Below are 17,060 nucleotides of genomic sequence, written 5' to 3'. Positions count from 1 at the left end.
AGGTAATTAGACCCCATAACCTTATGATTAAGCCACTTGGCTCGAGGAAACTTTTTTTTGGCAACTTATAATTTAAAGAACACGCTCAACGCGCTATCTAATGCAGATAATCAGCATGCTATTAAAGGTATTATGCGCGGTATTGAGAGAGAATCATTAAGAATTAAACCCGATGGTTCTATTTCTAAACAAGCTCACCCAAAAGGGGTTGGCTGCGCGCTTACCAACGGACATATCACGACTGACTTTTCTGAGTCTTTACTTGAGTTTATTACGCCTGTTAGCGAGTCATCAACGCAAACGTTACAACAGCTGAAAGATTTACAAAAGTTCACCCTAGAACATATGGGCGATGAACTACTGTGGCCAATTAGTATGCCGTGTTTTATAAATCATCAGGACGATATTGTATTAGCACAATTTGGCGATTCTAACGTTGGTAAAATGAAAACCTTATATCGCGAAGGTTTAAAGAACCGCTATGGTAGTATGATGCAAGCGATTGCTGGGGTGCACTTTAATATTTCTTTTCCAGAAACGTTATGGCAGTCACTACATTCACAAAAGCAAAGCAGTGCGAAGCTTGAAGACTTTATATCTGATGGGTACTTAGCATTAATTCGCAATTTTAAACGCGAGTTGTGGTTAATTAGCTATATGTTTGGTGCGTCACCGGCATTGTGTAGTTCATTTTTGCAGGGGCGTAAAAGCGATTTACCGTTTAAAAAGCTGGGTAAAGGTACTTTATATTTAGAAGTGGGCACGGCGCTTCGATTAGGTAACTTAGGTTATACCAACAGTGCACAGTCATCATTACGCGTTATGTATAACTCATTAGATGAGTATGTTGAAGGGCTTAAAAAAGCCATAAATACGCCTTCAGATATTTATGGCAGTATTGACGACTACACCAGTGCAGAGCCAAAGCAATTAAATAAAAATATTCTACAAATAGAGAACGAGTTTTACTCGCCAATTCGCCCCAAGCGTAATGCTAAAAATGGTGAAACACCCACCGATGCTTTACTAAGAGCGGGTATAGAATATATTGAAATTCGTGCATTGGATGTTAACCCATTTAGTGAAGTAGGCATTGATTTAGAGCAAATACACTTTTTAGATGTATTTTTAACCTATTGTTTATTAAAAGACTCAGCGCCTATGGACTGGGAAGAGCAAGCGCGAAGCACTGAAAATCTTGATACAGTAGTAAACCAAGGCCGAGAAAAAGGCCTAATGCTTAATTTTAATAATGAGCAGCGCAGTCTTGAATCATGGGGCGATGAAATATTTAATCAGCTCGTTGATGTTGCTAAGTGGATGGATAGCGCGTACGGGGTTGATTATTACTCAAACACTATTAAGCGCATGGCAACGTGGGTGCATAATCCTACATTAACTTATTCAGGGCGTTATGTTGAGCAATTAAAAGCATCAGGGCTAGATAATGGTCATTATGCACTCTCACTTGCTCAAAAGTATAAACAAAGCCATGATATAGCCAGTTATACTGAATTTTCAAAGTCGTGGTTAGAGCAACAAGCGACAGAGTCTTACCAAGCTCAAAAAGCAATTGAGCAAGCCGATAATCAATCATTTACTGTATTTTTAGATACATATTTCAGGGTCAGTTGACCTTTGCGGATTACAATTTGTTCAAACTAGGAGCGGTTTAATCGCGGCGCGAGGTTTGTAACCTAGTGGGCTCGATAACTGCTCCTGCGTTATTCTACTGGCTTACATCCATGTAAGAATAAGTAAAAACCGAGCAACAAAGAGCAAATCGCTCCTAGGCAGAACCCGAAGGGCAGCGCCTGTTTGGCATTGATGCTGCGTTATCGCCTATTTATGGGGAATAACCACACCACATAGGCTCTGCCTTGCCTAAATACCAAACAGACTGCTGCAAATTCAACCTTGAAAGGTCAACAGACCCAAGTAAGTCGTAGGCAAAAAAAACGCAGCCCATAGTAGCTGCGTAAATATTCTTTAGGGATGAAACAATGCTGTACTGCTGCATTCATAGATTCAGACCCACGCTTTTTTAAAAAGTTCAGTGAGATCTTAAAAAATGAAAAAAAATATTATTACTTTATCTCTAGTGCTTACTTTAGTTGGTTGTGCCACTGCACCACCAAAGCAACCAGAAGATATTTGTAAAATCTTTGAAGAGAAATCTGACTGGTATTTTGATGCTAAAGACGCGCAAGACAAGTGGGGCTCTCCCAAACACGTATTAATGAGCATGATGTATCAAGAAAGCTCTTTTCGTCATGATGCTGCACCGCCTATGGAATACTTTTTATGGATAATACCAACTGGACGCGCAAGTGATGCTTATGGTTATTCTCAAGCTAAAACGCCAACTTGGTCTGATTATATTCGTGAAACAGGTAATAGTGGTGCTGATAGAGATGAATTTGAAGATGCGATCGATTTTATGGCGTGGTTTGTTTATAAAACCCACAAAGTTAATGGTGTTTCTAAATGGGATGCCTACGCACAGTATTTAAATTATCACGAAGGGTGGGGCGGTTATAAGCGAGGCACTTATCGTAAGAAAAAATGGTTAATGAGCGTTGCCAATAAAGTAAAACACCGTGCGAGCCGTTATGGAGCGCAGCTAAGGCGCTGTGAGGATGATTTAGACAAAGGTTGGTTAGAGCGTTTATTCTTTTAACTAATCTAAGCCCAGATTAATTAAAAAAGGAGCCATTTGGCTCCTTTTTTATTGGGTTATTTTTTACGTTTATTGGGCTGAATTTTAACTTGTTTAATCATATTTTCTTTTATCTCAAGCACTTCAACTGGGTAACCCGCAATACGAATGCTTAAGTTAGCATCAGGAATATCTTCCAAATACTCAACAATCAGGCCACTTAAAGTTTTAGGGCCATCTAATGGGAATTCCCAGCCCATTTCTTTATTTAAGTCGCGGACGTTAGCACCACCATCAACAATGTAAGAGCCATCGTTCTGTGTGGTTACTTCTTCACTTGGTGTGCGGGTTTGAGTAGTGGTGAAATCGCCCACAACCTCTTCAAGAATATCTTCTAGGGTAACTAAGCCTTGGATATCGCCATATTCATCAACAACAATACCAATTCGTTCTTTTGATAACTGAAACTTTAGTAGTTGAGTATTAAGCGACGTTCCCTCAGGAATAAAGTAAATTTCACGTACAGCGCGTAGTAGCGAAGGTTTATCGAATTGCTCTTTAGTAAGAAGACGCAATGCATCACGAGAGTGAATAAAGCCTACTGCATCATCTATATTGTCGCGGTATAAAAGCACGCGAGTATGTTGAGCATGAGTCAGCTGCTTACTAATTATTTTCCAGTCATCGTTAATATCAATCGCCACAATTTCATTGCGGGGTATCATAATATCTTCAACGGTAACCTGTTCTAAATCTAAAATTGAGGTCAGCATACTTTGGTGGCGCGCCGGGATCAGCGCTCCAGATTCGTTAAGCACGGTTTTTAATTCTTCTTTACTCATGCTGTGCTCATCTATTTGTGCAGCACTAATACCAAATAAGCGCAATATGCCGTTGGTCATCCAGTTAACAACAACCACAAACGGGAAGAGTATTTTTAACAAGCCTTTGAGTATCACTGAGCTGGGAAAAGCGACTCGCTCAGGATAGAGGGCGGCCAGTGTTTTTGGCGTTACTTCAGCGAAAATTAGTACAACAAGTGTTAATGCACCTGTCGCTATGGCAATACCTAAATCGCCATACAAGCGAATACCAATAATGGTGGCTACCTGCGCTGCAGCAATATTAACAAGGTTATTACCAATTAGGATCAGACCTATCAACCTATCTGGTCGACTCAGTAATTTACTAACGCGTTTCGCAGCACGATGATTCTCTTTAGCGAGGTGTCGCAAACGAATACGGTTGATTGACATGATTCCGGTTTCTGACCCGGAGAAGTAAGCAGAAAAAAGCACCAATAAACCTAATATGATAAACAGGGTACTTGTCGATATGTCGTCCAACGATGGATCCTTTTTTTATAAACCAATGCGTATTAAGCTAGAGTGAGCTTTCAGAGTCAAGTTAAAACTTATTCAGGACCACTTCTTGTATAAAACGGCTACCAAAATAAGCGAGTGTGAGTGTAAAAGCGGCAATCATTATACTAACTACCACTACTTTTCCTCGCCAACCACGTTTGACATGGCCAACTGCAATTGTGGAAAAAATGGCCCAAGCAACTAGGGATAAGATTGTTTTGTGAATAAACTCTTTGGCAAACATGCCATCGAGAAATACAAAACCAGTGATCAGCGCCACACTTAATAATACGGTGCCTAAGTTTAATAACTGGTAAAGTTGACGCTCTACAACCATCAGAGGTGGTAAGTGACTGTGAACTATTGCTAGGTCTTTTCGCTTTAAGCGCTTATCAATAAAATAAAATTGCACACCATATAAAGTCGCAATAATTAAAATACAGTAAGCCAATAACGACAGTGATATATGCGCAACTAGTGCTAGTTCTACATTAATACTTTGTAATAAAACGTGATGAGGGATAAATAAGCTAGAAATGGTTAAAAGCGCAGCAAAGCCATAAACAACAGGTAGTAACAAGGTTGCGGGAAACTTCAAAGAAACAGTGGTGACACACAGCACGATAATCCAGCATGTCAGTAATGCCACATTAACAATACTTAAATCTTGCCCATCAGCCCTAAATACCGAATTTACTAAAAGCAGCATGTGCGCCAAAATAGCGACAGTACTGAGTATAATAGTAACTTTTTGGCTCGGCCCCTGACGGTGAAACAATCGCGAAAGCACGTGAGACGTTGCTAACACATAAAATAAACTGGCAATAATAGTTAAACTAATAATCAGCATTTTGCTTTGGCCACTTAATTGAAGTCAAATAATTCGTGTTCGTTATGTGGCCATTGTATTTTATAGCAAAGCAAATGCATAGACCCTGTAAAAAGAAACTCAATAAGCAGCATTTCAGCACTGTATTGTATGCCACCATTTACGGTATACTATTTCTAATTGAATTTTAATAACATCGACCTTATTAATAGAGTTGATTTCAACGTCTTTTCGGAACCGTTACATGTTTGAGAACCTCCAAGAACGATTAGGTAAAACCCTAAAAAATATTAGTGGCCGTGGCCGCCTAACTGAAGACAACATTAAAGATACACTTCGTGAAGTGCGAATGGCATTTTTAGAAGCCGATGTGGCGTTGCCTGTTGTTCGCGAGTTTGTAAAACAAGTTAAAGAACGCGCAGTTGGTATTGAAGTTACTAAAAGCTTAAGTCCTGGCCAAGTATTTATAAAAATTGTTCGTGAAGAACTTGAAAAGGCCATGGGTGAAGCTAATGAAGAGCTAAGCCTTAACGCGCAACCTCCGGCTGTTGTGATGATGGCGGGTCTTCAAGGTGCTGGTAAAACAACCAGTGTGGGTAAACTGGCTAAGTTTTTAAAAGAGCGCAAGAAAAAATCTGTGCTGGTAGTGAGTGCCGATGTTTACCGTCCCGCGGCAATTAAGCAGTTAGAAACATTAGCAACAGAAGTAGATGTAGAATTTTTCCCAAGTGACATTTCACAAAAGCCAGTTGATATAGCACAAGCTGCTATTTCTCACGCGAAAAAGAAATTTATTGATGTGGTATTAGTTGATACTGCAGGTCGCTTGCATGTTGATAATGACATGATGGATGAAATCAAAGCGCTTCATGATGCAATTAATCCAATCGAGACTTTATTCGTTGTTGATGCAATGACAGGTCAAGATGCTGCAAACACCGCGAAGGCGTTTGACGAAGCATTGCCTTTAACCGGTGTGATTTTAACTAAAACAGACGGTGATGCCCGTGGTGGTGCTGCGTTATCTATTCGTCATATTACCGGGAAACCTATTAAGTTTATGGGTGTTGGTGAGCGTACTGACGCACTTGAACCTTTCCACCCTGATCGTATCGCCTCACGTATCTTAGGCATGGGTGATGTACTTTCATTAATCGAAGAAGTCGAGATGAAAGTAGATAAAGAGCAGGCAGAAAAAGTAGCGAAAAAAGTATTTAAAGGTGATGGTTTTACACTGGATGATTTTGCTGATCAATTAAAGCAAATGAAAAATATGGGCGGCATGATGTCGATGCTTGATAAACTGCCAGGCATGCAAAACATTCCAGATGCAGTAAAAGGCCAGATGGGCGATAAAACCTTTATTCAAATGGAAGCAATTATTAGCTCTATGACTAAAAAAGAGCGTGCACGCCCAGAGATCATTAAAGGTTCGCGTAAAAAGCGCATTGCAGCGGGGTCGGGTACTCAAGTACAAGAGATCAATAAGCTGCTTAAGCAGTTTACCCAAATGCAAAAAATGATGAAAAAAATGAAAGGCAAAGGTGGCATGCAAAAAATGATGCGTGGCATGAAAGGGATGTTACCACCGGGAATGATGGGCGGCGGTGGCCCGAAATTTTAATAATTTAACCTTTAATATCTCCGATACGAGATAAAAAGCAATCAATAAAGAGGCAAATTGCCTCTTTATTGTTGAATAAACTATGCACAGAATAGCTTGTTCACATGCTTTTTCTTCTTGGATCACGGTTTAATCTACTAAACTGCCTTTTTGCATCACTTCTTACTTGCATTGTTGCTAAAAACTCGTACAATTCACCGGCTCCCCATACTGGGGAGTAAATCTTATTAATGAAAACAGTCAATCTATTTAGAGGACGGTATGGTAACTATTCGTTTGCAACGTGGTGGCGCTAAAAAACGCCCTTTCTATCAAATTGTGGTTGCGGATAGCCGTTTCTCGCGTGACGGTCGCTTCATCGAGAAAGTAGGTTTCTTTAACCCAATCGCTTCAGGTCAAGAAGAAAAACTTCGTTTAGATTTACCACGTGTTGAGCACTGGTTAGGTCAAGGCGCAGGTCTTTCAGATCGTGTAGCTAAATTAGTTAAAGACGCTCGTAAAGCGGCTTAATAGGCGTAAGTGTAACCATGAGTCAAGAGAACACCTCATCAATAATTGTCGTAGGAAAGCTCGGCGCCCCATATGGTATAAAGGGCTGGCTTAAGGTGCATTCATTTACTGATGATCCCCAAGGGATCTTCGATTTCAGCCCGTGGTTGATAGGGCAGCAAGGTAAATGGCAATCCTTAGAAGTGGTCGACTGGCGTCGCCACAACAAAGGCTTTATCGCTAAGTTTGCGCAAGTAAACGACAGAGACCAAGCAATGGCTTATACCAATGTTGAAATTTCTGTGGATTCAGCGCAGCTACCAGAATTACCGCAAGGTGAATTCTATTGGCGAGATCTCATTGGCATGTCGGTTGTAACTGATAAAGGTTATAACTTAGGCATTGTTGATGACCTTATGGAGACAGGCTCAAATGACGTACTGGTTGTGAAAGCAAACAGTAAAGATGCATTTGGCCAAGCAGAACGTTTAATTCCTTTTTTAACTGATTCAGTTATTCAAGAGGTTAAATATGATGCGAAAGAAATTACTGTAGATTGGGATCCAAGCTTTTAATGAGTCAAACAAGTTCGTTGTGGGTAGGGGTTATCAGCCTTTTCCCGGATATGTTTGATGCAATTACAACGCAAGGTGTAACCGGTCGCGCTGTTAAAAAGGGGTTAATCGACTTTAACTGCTGGAATCCACGAGACTATGCAACTGATAAGCATAGAACCGTAGATGATCGTCCTTACGGGGGCGGGCCAGGCATGTTAATGATGGTTGAGCCGCTTAAACAAGCCATTCTTGAAGCCAAACAGGCTGCAGGGGATGGTGCAAAAGTAATTTATATGTCGCCACAAGGGCGCAAACTAGATCAGCAAGGGGCTAGCGAACTCGCAAGCTCTGAAAAACTGATTTTAATTGCCGGTCGCTATGAAGGTATAGACGAGAGAATAATAGAATCGTACGTTGACGAAGAATGGTCAATTGGTGATTTTATTTTGAGTGGAGGTGAACTACCTGCCATGACATTAATTGACGCAGTAGCGCGATTAGTGCCAGGGGTTTTAGGACACAACCAGTCAGCAGAGCAAGATTCATTTTCGGATGGCTTGCTAGATTGTCCTCACTATACACGGCCAGAAACATTGGACGACAAACAGGTGCCTGCTGTATTACTCAGCGGAAACCACCAAGAGATAGCAAAATGGCGGCTTATGCAGTCATTAGGTAGAACTTGGCTTCGCCGTCCTGACTTGTTGCATAACCTAGCTCTGACTGAGGAGCAAGCGGTATTACTCGCGAAATTTCAGCAAGAGTACCAAAAAGCTTGTGGCTAGAAGACAGTTACACCTAGGAAAGTGAGAAACATAATGGCAAAAGTAAACCAAAATATTATTAAAGCGCTTGAAGAAGAGCAGCTTAAAACAGACGTACCTGCATTCGGCGCTGGTGATACAGTAGTTGTACAGGTAAAAGTAAAAGAAGGTGCTAAAGAGCGTCTACAGGCCTTTGAAGGTGTTGTAATCGCTAAGCGTAATCGTGGTCTTCACTCAGCATTCACAGTTCGTAAAATCTCGAACGGTGAAGGTGTTGAGCGTGTATTCCAAACGCACAGCCCTCTTATTGATAGCGTAACAGTTAAGCGTCGCGGTGCGGTTCGTCGTGCTAAGCTTTACTATCTACGTGAGCGTTCTGGTAAATCTGCACGTATTAGAGAAAAACTTAACTAATACGCGCTGTTTATCAACGCAAAAAAACGGGTTGCAACCTTTGGGTTGCAACCCGTTTTGGTTTTAATGCTATTGCGGTTTTTATATCGCTATATTCAAAAACCAATACACACCTTAACCTGCATGCGTTAAAGTGTGGTTCACTTCAAATCACAATATCTTCTCACTTCTTGCAAAAATGATGTACAAAAATGAATGATAAAACGATAGTTACACACAACGGCAATTTTCACGCAGATGATGTTTTTAGTATCGCTGCACTTAAAATTATTTTCCCTTCTTTTACCCTGATCCGCACACGCGATAATGCGATTATTAATGACGCCGATGTGGTTATTGATGTTGGTGGTCAATATGACCCAGAAACTAACCGGTTTGATCATCATCAGCGTGGCGGTGCTGGCGCTCGTGAAAATGGTATTCCTTTTTCGTCATTTGGCTTGGTGTGGAAAAAATATGGCTTAACAATATGTGATGATAACCAAGATGTGGCGAATGCGGTGGATGCAGGGCTTGTATCAACTATTGATGCCATTGATTGTGGTCATGTTGAAGGGGTTGCTACAGGCATTAGCTTAAGCCAAACAATTTCTATGTTTAACCCAACATGGGAAGAGGAAAGTGATTTTGATGCTGCTTTTGATCAAGCGGTTGAATTTGCACACACTTTACTGATTCGTTTTGTAGCTTCTGCCCGAGGTGGTTTAAATGCTAAAAAGATTGTTGCTCAAGCAATAAAACAAGCTGATGATCCTCGATTAATCGTATTAGAGCGCTATACTCCGTGGAAAAAAACCGTACATAGTTTATCTGATGAGGCATTATTTGTCGTTTACCCATCTCATTCTGGCAAGTGGATAGTGCAAACGGTGCCTGCAGAATTAGGCTCTTTTGAAGACAGAAAGTCATTACCTGCACCATGGGCAGGATTATCAGACGATGAATTTCAAGCGGTAACTGGTATCGATGATGCTATGTTTTGTCACAATGGCTTATTTATCGCTGGCGCAGAATCATTCGACAGTATTATGTCGCTTGCGGCTATGGCATTAGAATACTAATAGTTCTCCTTAACCGCTCGCCGGTTACTTAATAAAAGTGGCTTTAGCCACTTTTTAAGATTCTCTACTTAACCTGAACCTACGTAAATTCAATGTAGTTAGCGCTGAAATAGCTGCTTGAGATAGATTTATTATCTAGCGTTTAGGTTACTTACTACCGTTTCCACCTTGGTTTTAGTTGAACAACTGATAGTGATTTTTTCAATAATTTGCCTTTTAACCCCTAACGTATCCTGTTAGTATTTATCGTATTGATTAGTTTACTTTTTTGTAAGTTTTAATTTACGATTTTGCTTTTTTTGGATGGGATGAGAACGTGGCAGAGATAAGTGATTTAGCGCAGCTAAGAACAAGTATAGATGAATGCGACGCGCAACTGGTTGCCTTACTTGCAAAACGCAATGGTATTACCCAACAAATAGGCGCAATAAAACAACAAACTGGCGCGCCATTACATGCACCCGATCGAGAAGCAGATTTATTAGCTGCACGACGTCAAGAGGCTATTAATCAAGGTGTAAATCCTGATTTAGTCGAAGACATTCTCAGACGCATGATGCGTGAAGCTTATCAAAATCAACAAGCCAAATTAGCCTGTGCCGACCCACAATTATCGCCAATTGTTATTGTTGGTGGTGAAGGGGCAATGGGGCAGTTATTTGCAAAACAATTTCAGCGTTCGGGTTACGAAGTCAAAATTTTAGATAAAGCGCAGCAATCACAGGCAGCGGATATTCTAAAAGGTGCAAAACTGGTGATGATCAGTGTACCAATAAATGCTCTTGAAACAGTTGTTAACGCGCTTCCAAAGCTTGATGATGATTGTTTGCTGGTTGATATTACATCAGTTAAACAAGCACCATTAGCTGTGCTTAAAAAAGTACATAGTGGGCCAGTTGTTGGTTTACATCCAATGTTTGGACCTGATATTTCCCATTGGGTGAAACAAACCGTGGTGGTGTGTGAAGGGCGTAGTCATGAGGTGGCACAAGGGTTATTAAAACAGCTACAAATATGGGGTTGTCAGTTGGTTGAACTTGAGGCCAAAAAGCATGACGAAGCAATGCAAATTATTCAGGTTATGCGTCATTTAACCACCTTTGTGTACGGTCAGTTTTTAGCAAAACAGGGACACACACTCGCCGAGCTAAGAAGTTGTTCATCACCTATATATCAGTTAGAGCTAATGATGGTTGGCCGTTTATTTGCACAATCGCCAGAGCTATACACCGATATTATGTTAGCGCAGTTTGACAATGTCGAAAGCTTATTGGCGCAGTATCAGTCTTTGTTTTCGCAAACGCTTGAAAAGCTAAAAGCAGGGGATAAGCCCGCATTAATTGATGCTTTTGCTGATGCAAAATCTTATTTCTCAGATTCAACGGCGCACTTTTTAACCCAAAGCCGTAGTTTATTAAATAAAGCGAATGATGCGAAAGTACTTGATTAAAAAGAATAGCTCCGTGAAAAGAAAAGGGCCGCTAGGCCCTTTTTTAATATTTTGTTAGCTTTCTACGCTCACAGCTTGTAAAGACTCGCTTTGGTAACAACCAAGTACACGAACATATTGAGTGTGCTGCTTGAGCTCCTCCAATGCATGCTTCACTTGGTTATCGATTAAGTTTGCCTCCAAGTCTACATAAAACACTTCTTCCCACGGGTTGCCAGGAGTTGGTCGAGATTCTAGTTTCACTAAATTAATATTATGCTGTTTAAAAATCATCAACGCATCGGCAAGCGAACCGGCTTGCTGCTTGGTTGACATAATTAAGCTGGTTTTAGTAGGGATTTGAGTTGATACTTGCAGTGGCTTTCGGGCAACCACAATGAAGCGGCTGTGATTTTCTTTTTGATTGGCAAGATTCGCCTTGATCACTTCAAGGCCTACATTTTTCCCAGCTTGCGCAGAGCCGATTGCTGCGCTGTTCGGTGTTTCAAGAGCTGATCTTAATGCACTTGAGGTCGAATCACAGGTTTCATGTTGAAGTTCACCAAGACCCTGTAAAAAACGGCTACACTGGGCAAAGGGTTGCGGATGTGCAAAGACTTTAGTTAATTGGTTCAGCTCAGTTCCTGGGGCTGCTAATAAGCAATGCTCAACGCTATGAGTAACTTCACCGACAATAGAGACCTGTGCATGCTGCAGCAAATCAAATACTTCATTAATACTACCTGAGCTAGTGTTTTCGATAGGCAGTAAGCCAAAGTCGGCTTGACCTTTTTCTACTTTACCAGTGATTTCTTCAAATGAGGTACAACCAATTTCAACTAATTTACCCGGGCGACGGCTAAAATATTTATGACATGCAAGCTGACTATAAGAGCCTTGACCGCCTAAATACGTTACGCGATGGCTCTCACTCAGTGCATCGGGGTTTAAATTCTTTTGAAGCATGGCTTGTTGATGCAATACTGAGTCTTCTAATATCGTTTGAAACACGTTGTTAACGTAGTAAGCGTCAAGCCCTAACGATTTGCCATAGCCTATAAGTTTTTCGAGCAAAGCCAGTTCACGGGCCTCATCACGAATGGGTTTATTATTTGCAATTTTATATTCAACTACGCCATGACTAATGCGGCGTCGCTTTGCTAGTAAAACAAGTAAATCGGAGTCGATTTCATTTATATCGTGCCTGAGAGTATCAAGTACATCGTTGCTCATTTGGTTTTCCTCATTCCAAAAATATCACTGATTTTGCAGTGAAAATAAAAAAGCCTCCCAGTTGGGAGGCTTTACTATTCGATTGATTTTATCTCACAAACAGGGAAGCCTCTTCTATATAAAGAAGCTAAAAAAAGAAAAAAAGGCGTGTGAGTAATTTATATTCATACCCTTAATGTATGAAGTGTCACTCCCAATGTCAACAAGCACTTACCTGATGTGGATTTTTTACCTAATATATGTACAAAAGGCGTTGTTTTTTAAAAGTTTATAAATAATTTATAATTCTGATTTAAGTTCTGGTATATTTCTATTACTTACGAAAATAATAATTATAAATAAGGTTGGCTTTTTGTGTATCGACGCCCTCCATCTCGATTTGGCATAAACTCACTCAGTGTAAAGTTATCATTGTTGATCTCTGGCATCTGTTTAGTGGCAGGTATTTGCGCGGCTGCATTAATGCTCAAGTCAGAAGAAAAACAGCTTGTTTTTGAAGAGCATGAGGTATTAAAGCAATCAAATGAATTATTAATAAACCAGTTTAACAACTTGATAGCGACCAAAGTTAAAATAGCAGAGCAAGCTAATATTGTTGTTAGCGAGCAGCTATTTGAGGGCCAACTGTCTTTTAAAAATAATACTACACAGACAATGCAGCTCACCAATGATGGCTCAGTGCGCAGTGCATCACCGGATGGGCTATCAGCCGCGTTTATCCCTCAAACTGCATATTCTCCTTTTTATAAACAGCTAATTGCTGATTCTGAATCCCTTTGGAAAGTTATTTCTCCTACGTTAATTCAAGATTTCTATAATTTTTATCTTATAACTGAAGATAACTTTATTCGTGTCGCACCGCCAAACTGGGCGCTTAATGTGCCTGGAAATTATACATTCAACCAAAGTGATAGCTTCAATTATGCGAAGTCTTTAACTAACCCACAACGAGAGCCTCAATGGTCAAAAGTTTACTATGATGAAGTTTGGAATAAATGGGTAGTCAGTTTAATTGTTCCCATTTATCAAGATGATGAGTTTTTAGGGGTTACCGGTAGCGATATTTCACTAAACTCACTCATATCGCAATTACCCGTCGGTGGAAAGGAAAAACACTTAGTAGTGTTTGATAAACAAGGACAGCTATTAGCACATCCGAACTTAACCTCTGAAAATTATAAAGAGTACGGAGAGGCAGGCAAAAAGCTACTACCTGATGACTTTATTTCTCCAGAACTAAAGCGCGTTATTGATAACGCAGGGCAAATACAATTACCAGAATATGCCGATTCATTTTCATTAAATGATGAAGACTACATTATAAATATCCATAAAGTTGAAGGTGTAAACTGGTATGTGGGTGTATATAAAAAGCGCTCCTCAACGTTATCGGCATTGAAAGACTTAAAGCTTAAGTTTTTTGGCCTATTTATTCTGTATGCCATTTTAGTCGCTTTATTATTACACCAAGCACTTTACCAATTGGTATTAAGACGCTTACATTCATTGGTTTATGCAGTTACTAACTTTGGTAAAGGCCAGTTAGAGATTGAGTTTCCAAAAGAAAATAAAGATGAAATTGGTACGCTTAATGGTTCATTCAAAGATATGACCATTGAAATTCGCAAACTCATTGACGGCTTAAACCAGCGCATAATAGAAAAAGAAATCGCAGAGAAAGCTGCAAATCGCTTGTCTAAAGCGGTTGCGTTCTCGGGTACAGGGGTGGTGATCACCGATGAAAATTTTGTCATTGAATACGTTAATCCAAAAATGTTAGAAATGACTGATTTTGTCGAAAATGATTTCTTGCGTCAGCCATTACTGACAATTATTGCCAATGAAATGACCATGTTGGTAGAGGATATTGACATTGATTTGCGTAATCGTAATTACTGGCGAGGAGATACGCTTATTGAAGCGCAAAACAAGTCGCCAATATGGGTATCGCTTAGTGTGTCACCTATTCGAGAAGACGGTGGTAAAATAACCAGTTACGTGGCATCAGCGCAAGATATTTCGTTTGTGAAAGAAAGCCAACGAAAAATGGAACAGCTCGCTTACTTTGACACACTAACCGGGCTTGCTAATCGTACATTCTTTAGAATGCAGCTCAGGAAGTCGATGGCGCTTGCTGAGAGAGGGCGTTACTCGTTTGCTTTATTTTATTTTGATCTGGATGAATTTAAGCGTATTAACGATACTTTAGGTCATGATGCGGGTGATCAGCTGTTAGTTGAAGTGGCAACACGCTTAAAACAGCGCTTACGAGCAGAAGATACCATAGCCCGTTTAGGTGGGGATGAATTTGCTGTTTTACTCAGTGGTATTGAACATCAAAAAGAAGCATCTGAAGTCGCTGACACCATACAAAAAACCTTAAACCAGCCGATAAAACTTGGCAGCAATGAAGTAATTGTCAGTGCAAGTATTGGGATCACCTTAGCACCATTTGATAGCCTAGAAGAAGATCAGTTACTAAAGCATGCCGACTTAGCCATGTATGAGGCCAAAGCCAAAGGGCGTAACACTTTCCATTTTTATAGCCAAGATCTAAATGCGGCAGCTAATGAACGATTATTCCTAGAAAATGAATTGCGTCATGCAATTAAAGAAAAGCAACTCACGCTACATTACCAGCCACAAGTTGATTGTCGCGATAATAGCGTGGTGGGATATGAAGCATTACTTCGTTGGTTCCATCCTACACAAGGGTTTATTCCTCCAACTAAGTTTATTCCGATAGCTGAGGCAACGGGTTTAATTGTAGAGCTCGGTAAATGGGTGCTACAACAAGCGTGTGAGTTTACGAAGCGACTAGAACAACAAGGTAGAGCAAGTAATATGTCGATCAATCTGTCAGCAAGACAGTTTAAAGACGCAAGCTTAGTGCCTATGCTGAAAAAAATAATTATAGAGACGCAGATTAATGCTAAAAGTCTGCATCTTGAATTAACCGAAAGCATGTTGATGGGGAATGTTGAAGCAGCTATTGATCAGTTACATCAACTTAAAAAGTTGGGTATCTCAATTTCTATTGATGACTTTGGTACGGGTTATTCTTCACTGAGTTACCTTAAGCGTTTCCCTGTCGATATTCTTAAAATTGACCGCTCGTTTGTCAAAGATATACCTGAGGATGATAACGACATGGAGATCACTGCGGCCATTATTGCTATGGCACAAAAGCTGAAGCTTGATGTAGTTGCCGAAGGGGTCGAAACAATCGAGCAAGTTGAGTTTTTACAAAATAATAATTGTTTTATTGTTCAAGGCTATTATTTTAGTAAGCCAGTGGCTGAGGATGATATTCCCGCATTATTTGATCAATTAGCAGCGCTAAAAATTATTAAATAAGCAAGAATTGCGGGTTAACCACCCGCAATTTTTACTTTAAATTTTAATCCCTCTAAAATCGCTTTTAATTTGTCGCGATCATCACCTTGTACTTCAATAACACCTTCTTTTACTGCGCCCCCTTGGCCCATCTTACTTTTTATTGTTTTTGCTAACTTTTTCAAATCATGCTGTTGTGGATCAAGACCAACAACCAGCATTACACCTTTACCTTTTCGGCCTTTGGTTTGACGCTCTATGCGAATTGACCCGTCTTTAAATAGTTTTACATCCAGTTCTTTTTCTGGCTTTGGCTGATCAATTCGCCCTGTTGCTGTTGAATACACTAAGTGACTATCACTCATAATTAACCTACTTAAGATTGAATATAATAATGCGGCAAATAATAACAAATTTGTGAAGCAAAGGCGTAATTTTTGCACCAAAGCTGAACACCTTTTAATGCCCCCAAAGATAAAACAACCTGTTTAAATACCACAATCATATCTATGAATAAAAGTGTTTAAAGATTTTAAAAAAGCGCTTTAAATTGGCTAGCGCTATAAAAACATCCATGCTACTATTTCGGCATCATAGATGTATGGACGTCCAAATGGTTAATTCTTACTTAGAGTATGCTCAACTTAATGTTGAGCCACAGTTAATTCACGCTGAGCTAGAAAAGCTTGAGCAATACCTAAATAAAAATGCTGCACCAGCCGTGCGTTGGGAATACCAAATTCCTGAGCTAGGTGAAGGTGGGGCATGTAGTTTATTTGGTTACCTACAGGATGAGCCGTTTAAACTAAGCGATTATGTCAGCCAAAGTACGCAAACAACTGAAAAATTAGCGCAACTTCAATTGATTGTTGACTACGTCATTGAAAACACAAAGCTTGATTGGTACGGCATTTATCAGAATACCCACACCAATGAAGGGGAGCAGTTATTAAAGCTGGCTTATTTTGGTGCGCCGAGTCGTCCTTTATTTCCGCTTACTGCTGAATTTGCGACTGCCAGCAATAACGTTCAGGTAGCGTTTAGTGGTAAAGGACGCGTTATCAATAACGTTGAGCAATATTTGGCAGCAGGCGGTGAATATTACACCTGCGATCCGAAAGTAAAAGCAGAAGCCTGTTTACCGCTATTTAATGCACAACAGCAATGTATAGGTATTGTTGATGGTGAAGCTTTTAACACTGATTTTTTTGATAAAGCGACGCTCGCGTTATTAATAGCGTGCTGTATTAAAATTCCTCACTTTTTAGTGTAAATAACACTAGTCAATCAAGTGAGTTTTT

At 40.1% G+C, this 17,060-nt stretch carries 15 protein-coding genes and 1 other annotated feature; of the genes, 11 read left to right on the top strand and 4 right to left on the bottom strand.

Annotated features, from left to right (window positions below; genetic code table 11):
* Positions 1-57 precede the first annotated feature (57 nt).
* On the top strand, positions 58-1,635 hold the full coding sequence (gene gshA / locus P3J6_RS03705) for a glutamate--cysteine ligase (RefSeq protein ID WP_198522255.1): 1,578 nt from the start codon (positions 58-60) through the stop codon (positions 1,633-1,635).
* A gap of 436 nt (positions 1,636-2,071) precedes the next feature.
* Entirely contained in the window at positions 2,072-2,680 is a 609-nt protein-coding gene (locus tag P3J6_RS03700) for a transglycosylase SLT domain-containing protein (protein WP_010391298.1), read from the top strand.
* A 56-nt stretch (positions 2,681-2,736) separates the two neighbouring features.
* On the opposite strand, the gene P3J6_RS03695 is transcribed toward P3J6_RS03700, so the two are convergent.
* Positions 2,737-4,005: an HlyC/CorC family transporter gene (locus tag P3J6_RS03695; protein WP_010391300.1), complete on the bottom strand. Its 1,269-nt coding sequence runs from the start codon at positions 4,003-4,005 to the stop codon at positions 2,737-2,739.
* 61 nt (positions 4,006-4,066) lie between these two features.
* Positions 4,067-4,873: a cytochrome C assembly family protein gene (locus P3J6_RS03690; RefSeq protein WP_198522254.1), complete on the bottom strand. Its 807-nt coding sequence runs from the start codon at positions 4,871-4,873 to the stop codon at positions 4,067-4,069.
* Between the two features lie 223 nt (positions 4,874-5,096).
* On the opposite strand from P3J6_RS03690, the gene ffh reads away from it, so the two are divergent.
* The 7 genes from ffh to tyrA all read left to right on the top strand — a co-directional run bounded on the left by ffh (position 5,097) and on the right by tyrA (position 11,211).
* A complete protein-coding gene (gene ffh, locus P3J6_RS03685) occupies positions 5,097-6,476 on the top strand; it encodes a signal recognition particle protein (protein ID WP_198522253.1) in 1,380 nt (459 codons plus the stop codon).
* Positions 6,477-6,737: 261 nt separating this feature from the next.
* Positions 6,738-6,986 (top strand): 30S ribosomal protein S16, encoded by a 249-nt coding sequence (gene rpsP, locus P3J6_RS03680; RefSeq protein WP_008114468.1) that lies wholly within the window; start codon positions 6,738-6,740, stop codon positions 6,984-6,986.
* A gap of 17 nt (positions 6,987-7,003) precedes the next feature.
* The gene (rimM, locus tag P3J6_RS03675; protein ID WP_008114470.1) at positions 7,004-7,540 is read left to right on the top strand and encodes a ribosome maturation factor RimM; all 537 of its coding nucleotides are present in this window, start codon (positions 7,004-7,006) and stop codon (positions 7,538-7,540) included.
* A complete protein-coding gene (gene trmD / locus P3J6_RS03670) occupies positions 7,540-8,307 on the top strand; it encodes a tRNA (guanosine(37)-N1)-methyltransferase TrmD (protein WP_013464494.1) in 768 nt (255 codons plus the stop codon). Before rimM ends, trmD begins: the two co-directional genes overlap by 1 nt.
* 33 nt (positions 8,308-8,340) lie before the next feature.
* Positions 8,341-8,700 (top strand): 50S ribosomal protein L19, encoded by a 360-nt coding sequence (gene rplS, locus P3J6_RS03665; RefSeq protein WP_008114473.1) that lies wholly within the window; start codon positions 8,341-8,343, stop codon positions 8,698-8,700.
* Between the two features lie 191 nt (positions 8,701-8,891).
* A complete protein-coding gene (locus P3J6_RS03660) occupies positions 8,892-9,761 on the top strand; it encodes an MYG1 family protein (RefSeq protein ID WP_076921526.1) in 870 nt (289 codons plus the stop codon).
* 316 nt (positions 9,762-10,077) lie between these two features.
* The gene (tyrA, locus tag P3J6_RS03655; RefSeq protein WP_054202125.1) at positions 10,078-11,211 is read left to right on the top strand and encodes a bifunctional chorismate mutase/prephenate dehydrogenase; all 1,134 of its coding nucleotides are present in this window, start codon (positions 10,078-10,080) and stop codon (positions 11,209-11,211) included.
* A gap of 54 nt (positions 11,212-11,265) precedes the next feature.
* On the opposite strand, the gene P3J6_RS03650 is transcribed toward tyrA, so the two are convergent.
* Positions 11,266-12,423 carry a chorismate mutase gene (locus P3J6_RS03650; RefSeq protein WP_198522252.1) on the bottom strand — a complete coding sequence of 386 codons (1,158 nt, stop codon included), beginning with the start codon at positions 12,421-12,423 and terminating at the stop codon, positions 11,266-11,268.
* Positions 12,424-12,466: 43 nt separating this feature from the next.
* Positions 12,467-12,582, bottom strand: a sequence feature (Phe leader region).
* A 195-nt stretch (positions 12,583-12,777) separates the two neighbouring features.
* Between P3J6_RS03650 and P3J6_RS03645 the strand changes: the two genes are divergently transcribed.
* The gene (locus P3J6_RS03645; RefSeq protein WP_198522251.1) at positions 12,778-15,780 is read left to right on the top strand and encodes a bifunctional diguanylate cyclase/phosphodiesterase; all 3,003 of its coding nucleotides are present in this window, start codon (positions 12,778-12,780) and stop codon (positions 15,778-15,780) included.
* 14 nt (positions 15,781-15,794) lie between these two features.
* Here P3J6_RS03645 and P3J6_RS03640 read toward each other — a convergent pair whose 3' ends face one another.
* Positions 15,795-16,124, bottom strand: coding sequence for a translation initiation factor (locus P3J6_RS03640; protein WP_008114484.1), 330 nt, complete (start codon positions 16,122-16,124; stop codon positions 15,795-15,797).
* 248 nt (positions 16,125-16,372) lie between these two features.
* On the opposite strand from P3J6_RS03640, the gene P3J6_RS03635 reads away from it, so the two are divergent.
* A complete protein-coding gene (locus P3J6_RS03635) occupies positions 16,373-17,032 on the top strand; it encodes a GAF domain-containing protein (RefSeq protein WP_010391323.1) in 660 nt (219 codons plus the stop codon).
* Positions 17,033-17,060 lie beyond the last annotated feature (28 nt).

This window comes from Pseudoalteromonas sp. 3J6, from assembly GCF_903995135.1.
Lineage (GTDB): Bacteria > Pseudomonadota > Gammaproteobacteria > Enterobacterales > Alteromonadaceae > Pseudoalteromonas.
The sequence above is the reverse complement of the archived record's forward strand: the minus strand, read 5'-3'. Positions and strand labels throughout refer to the sequence as shown.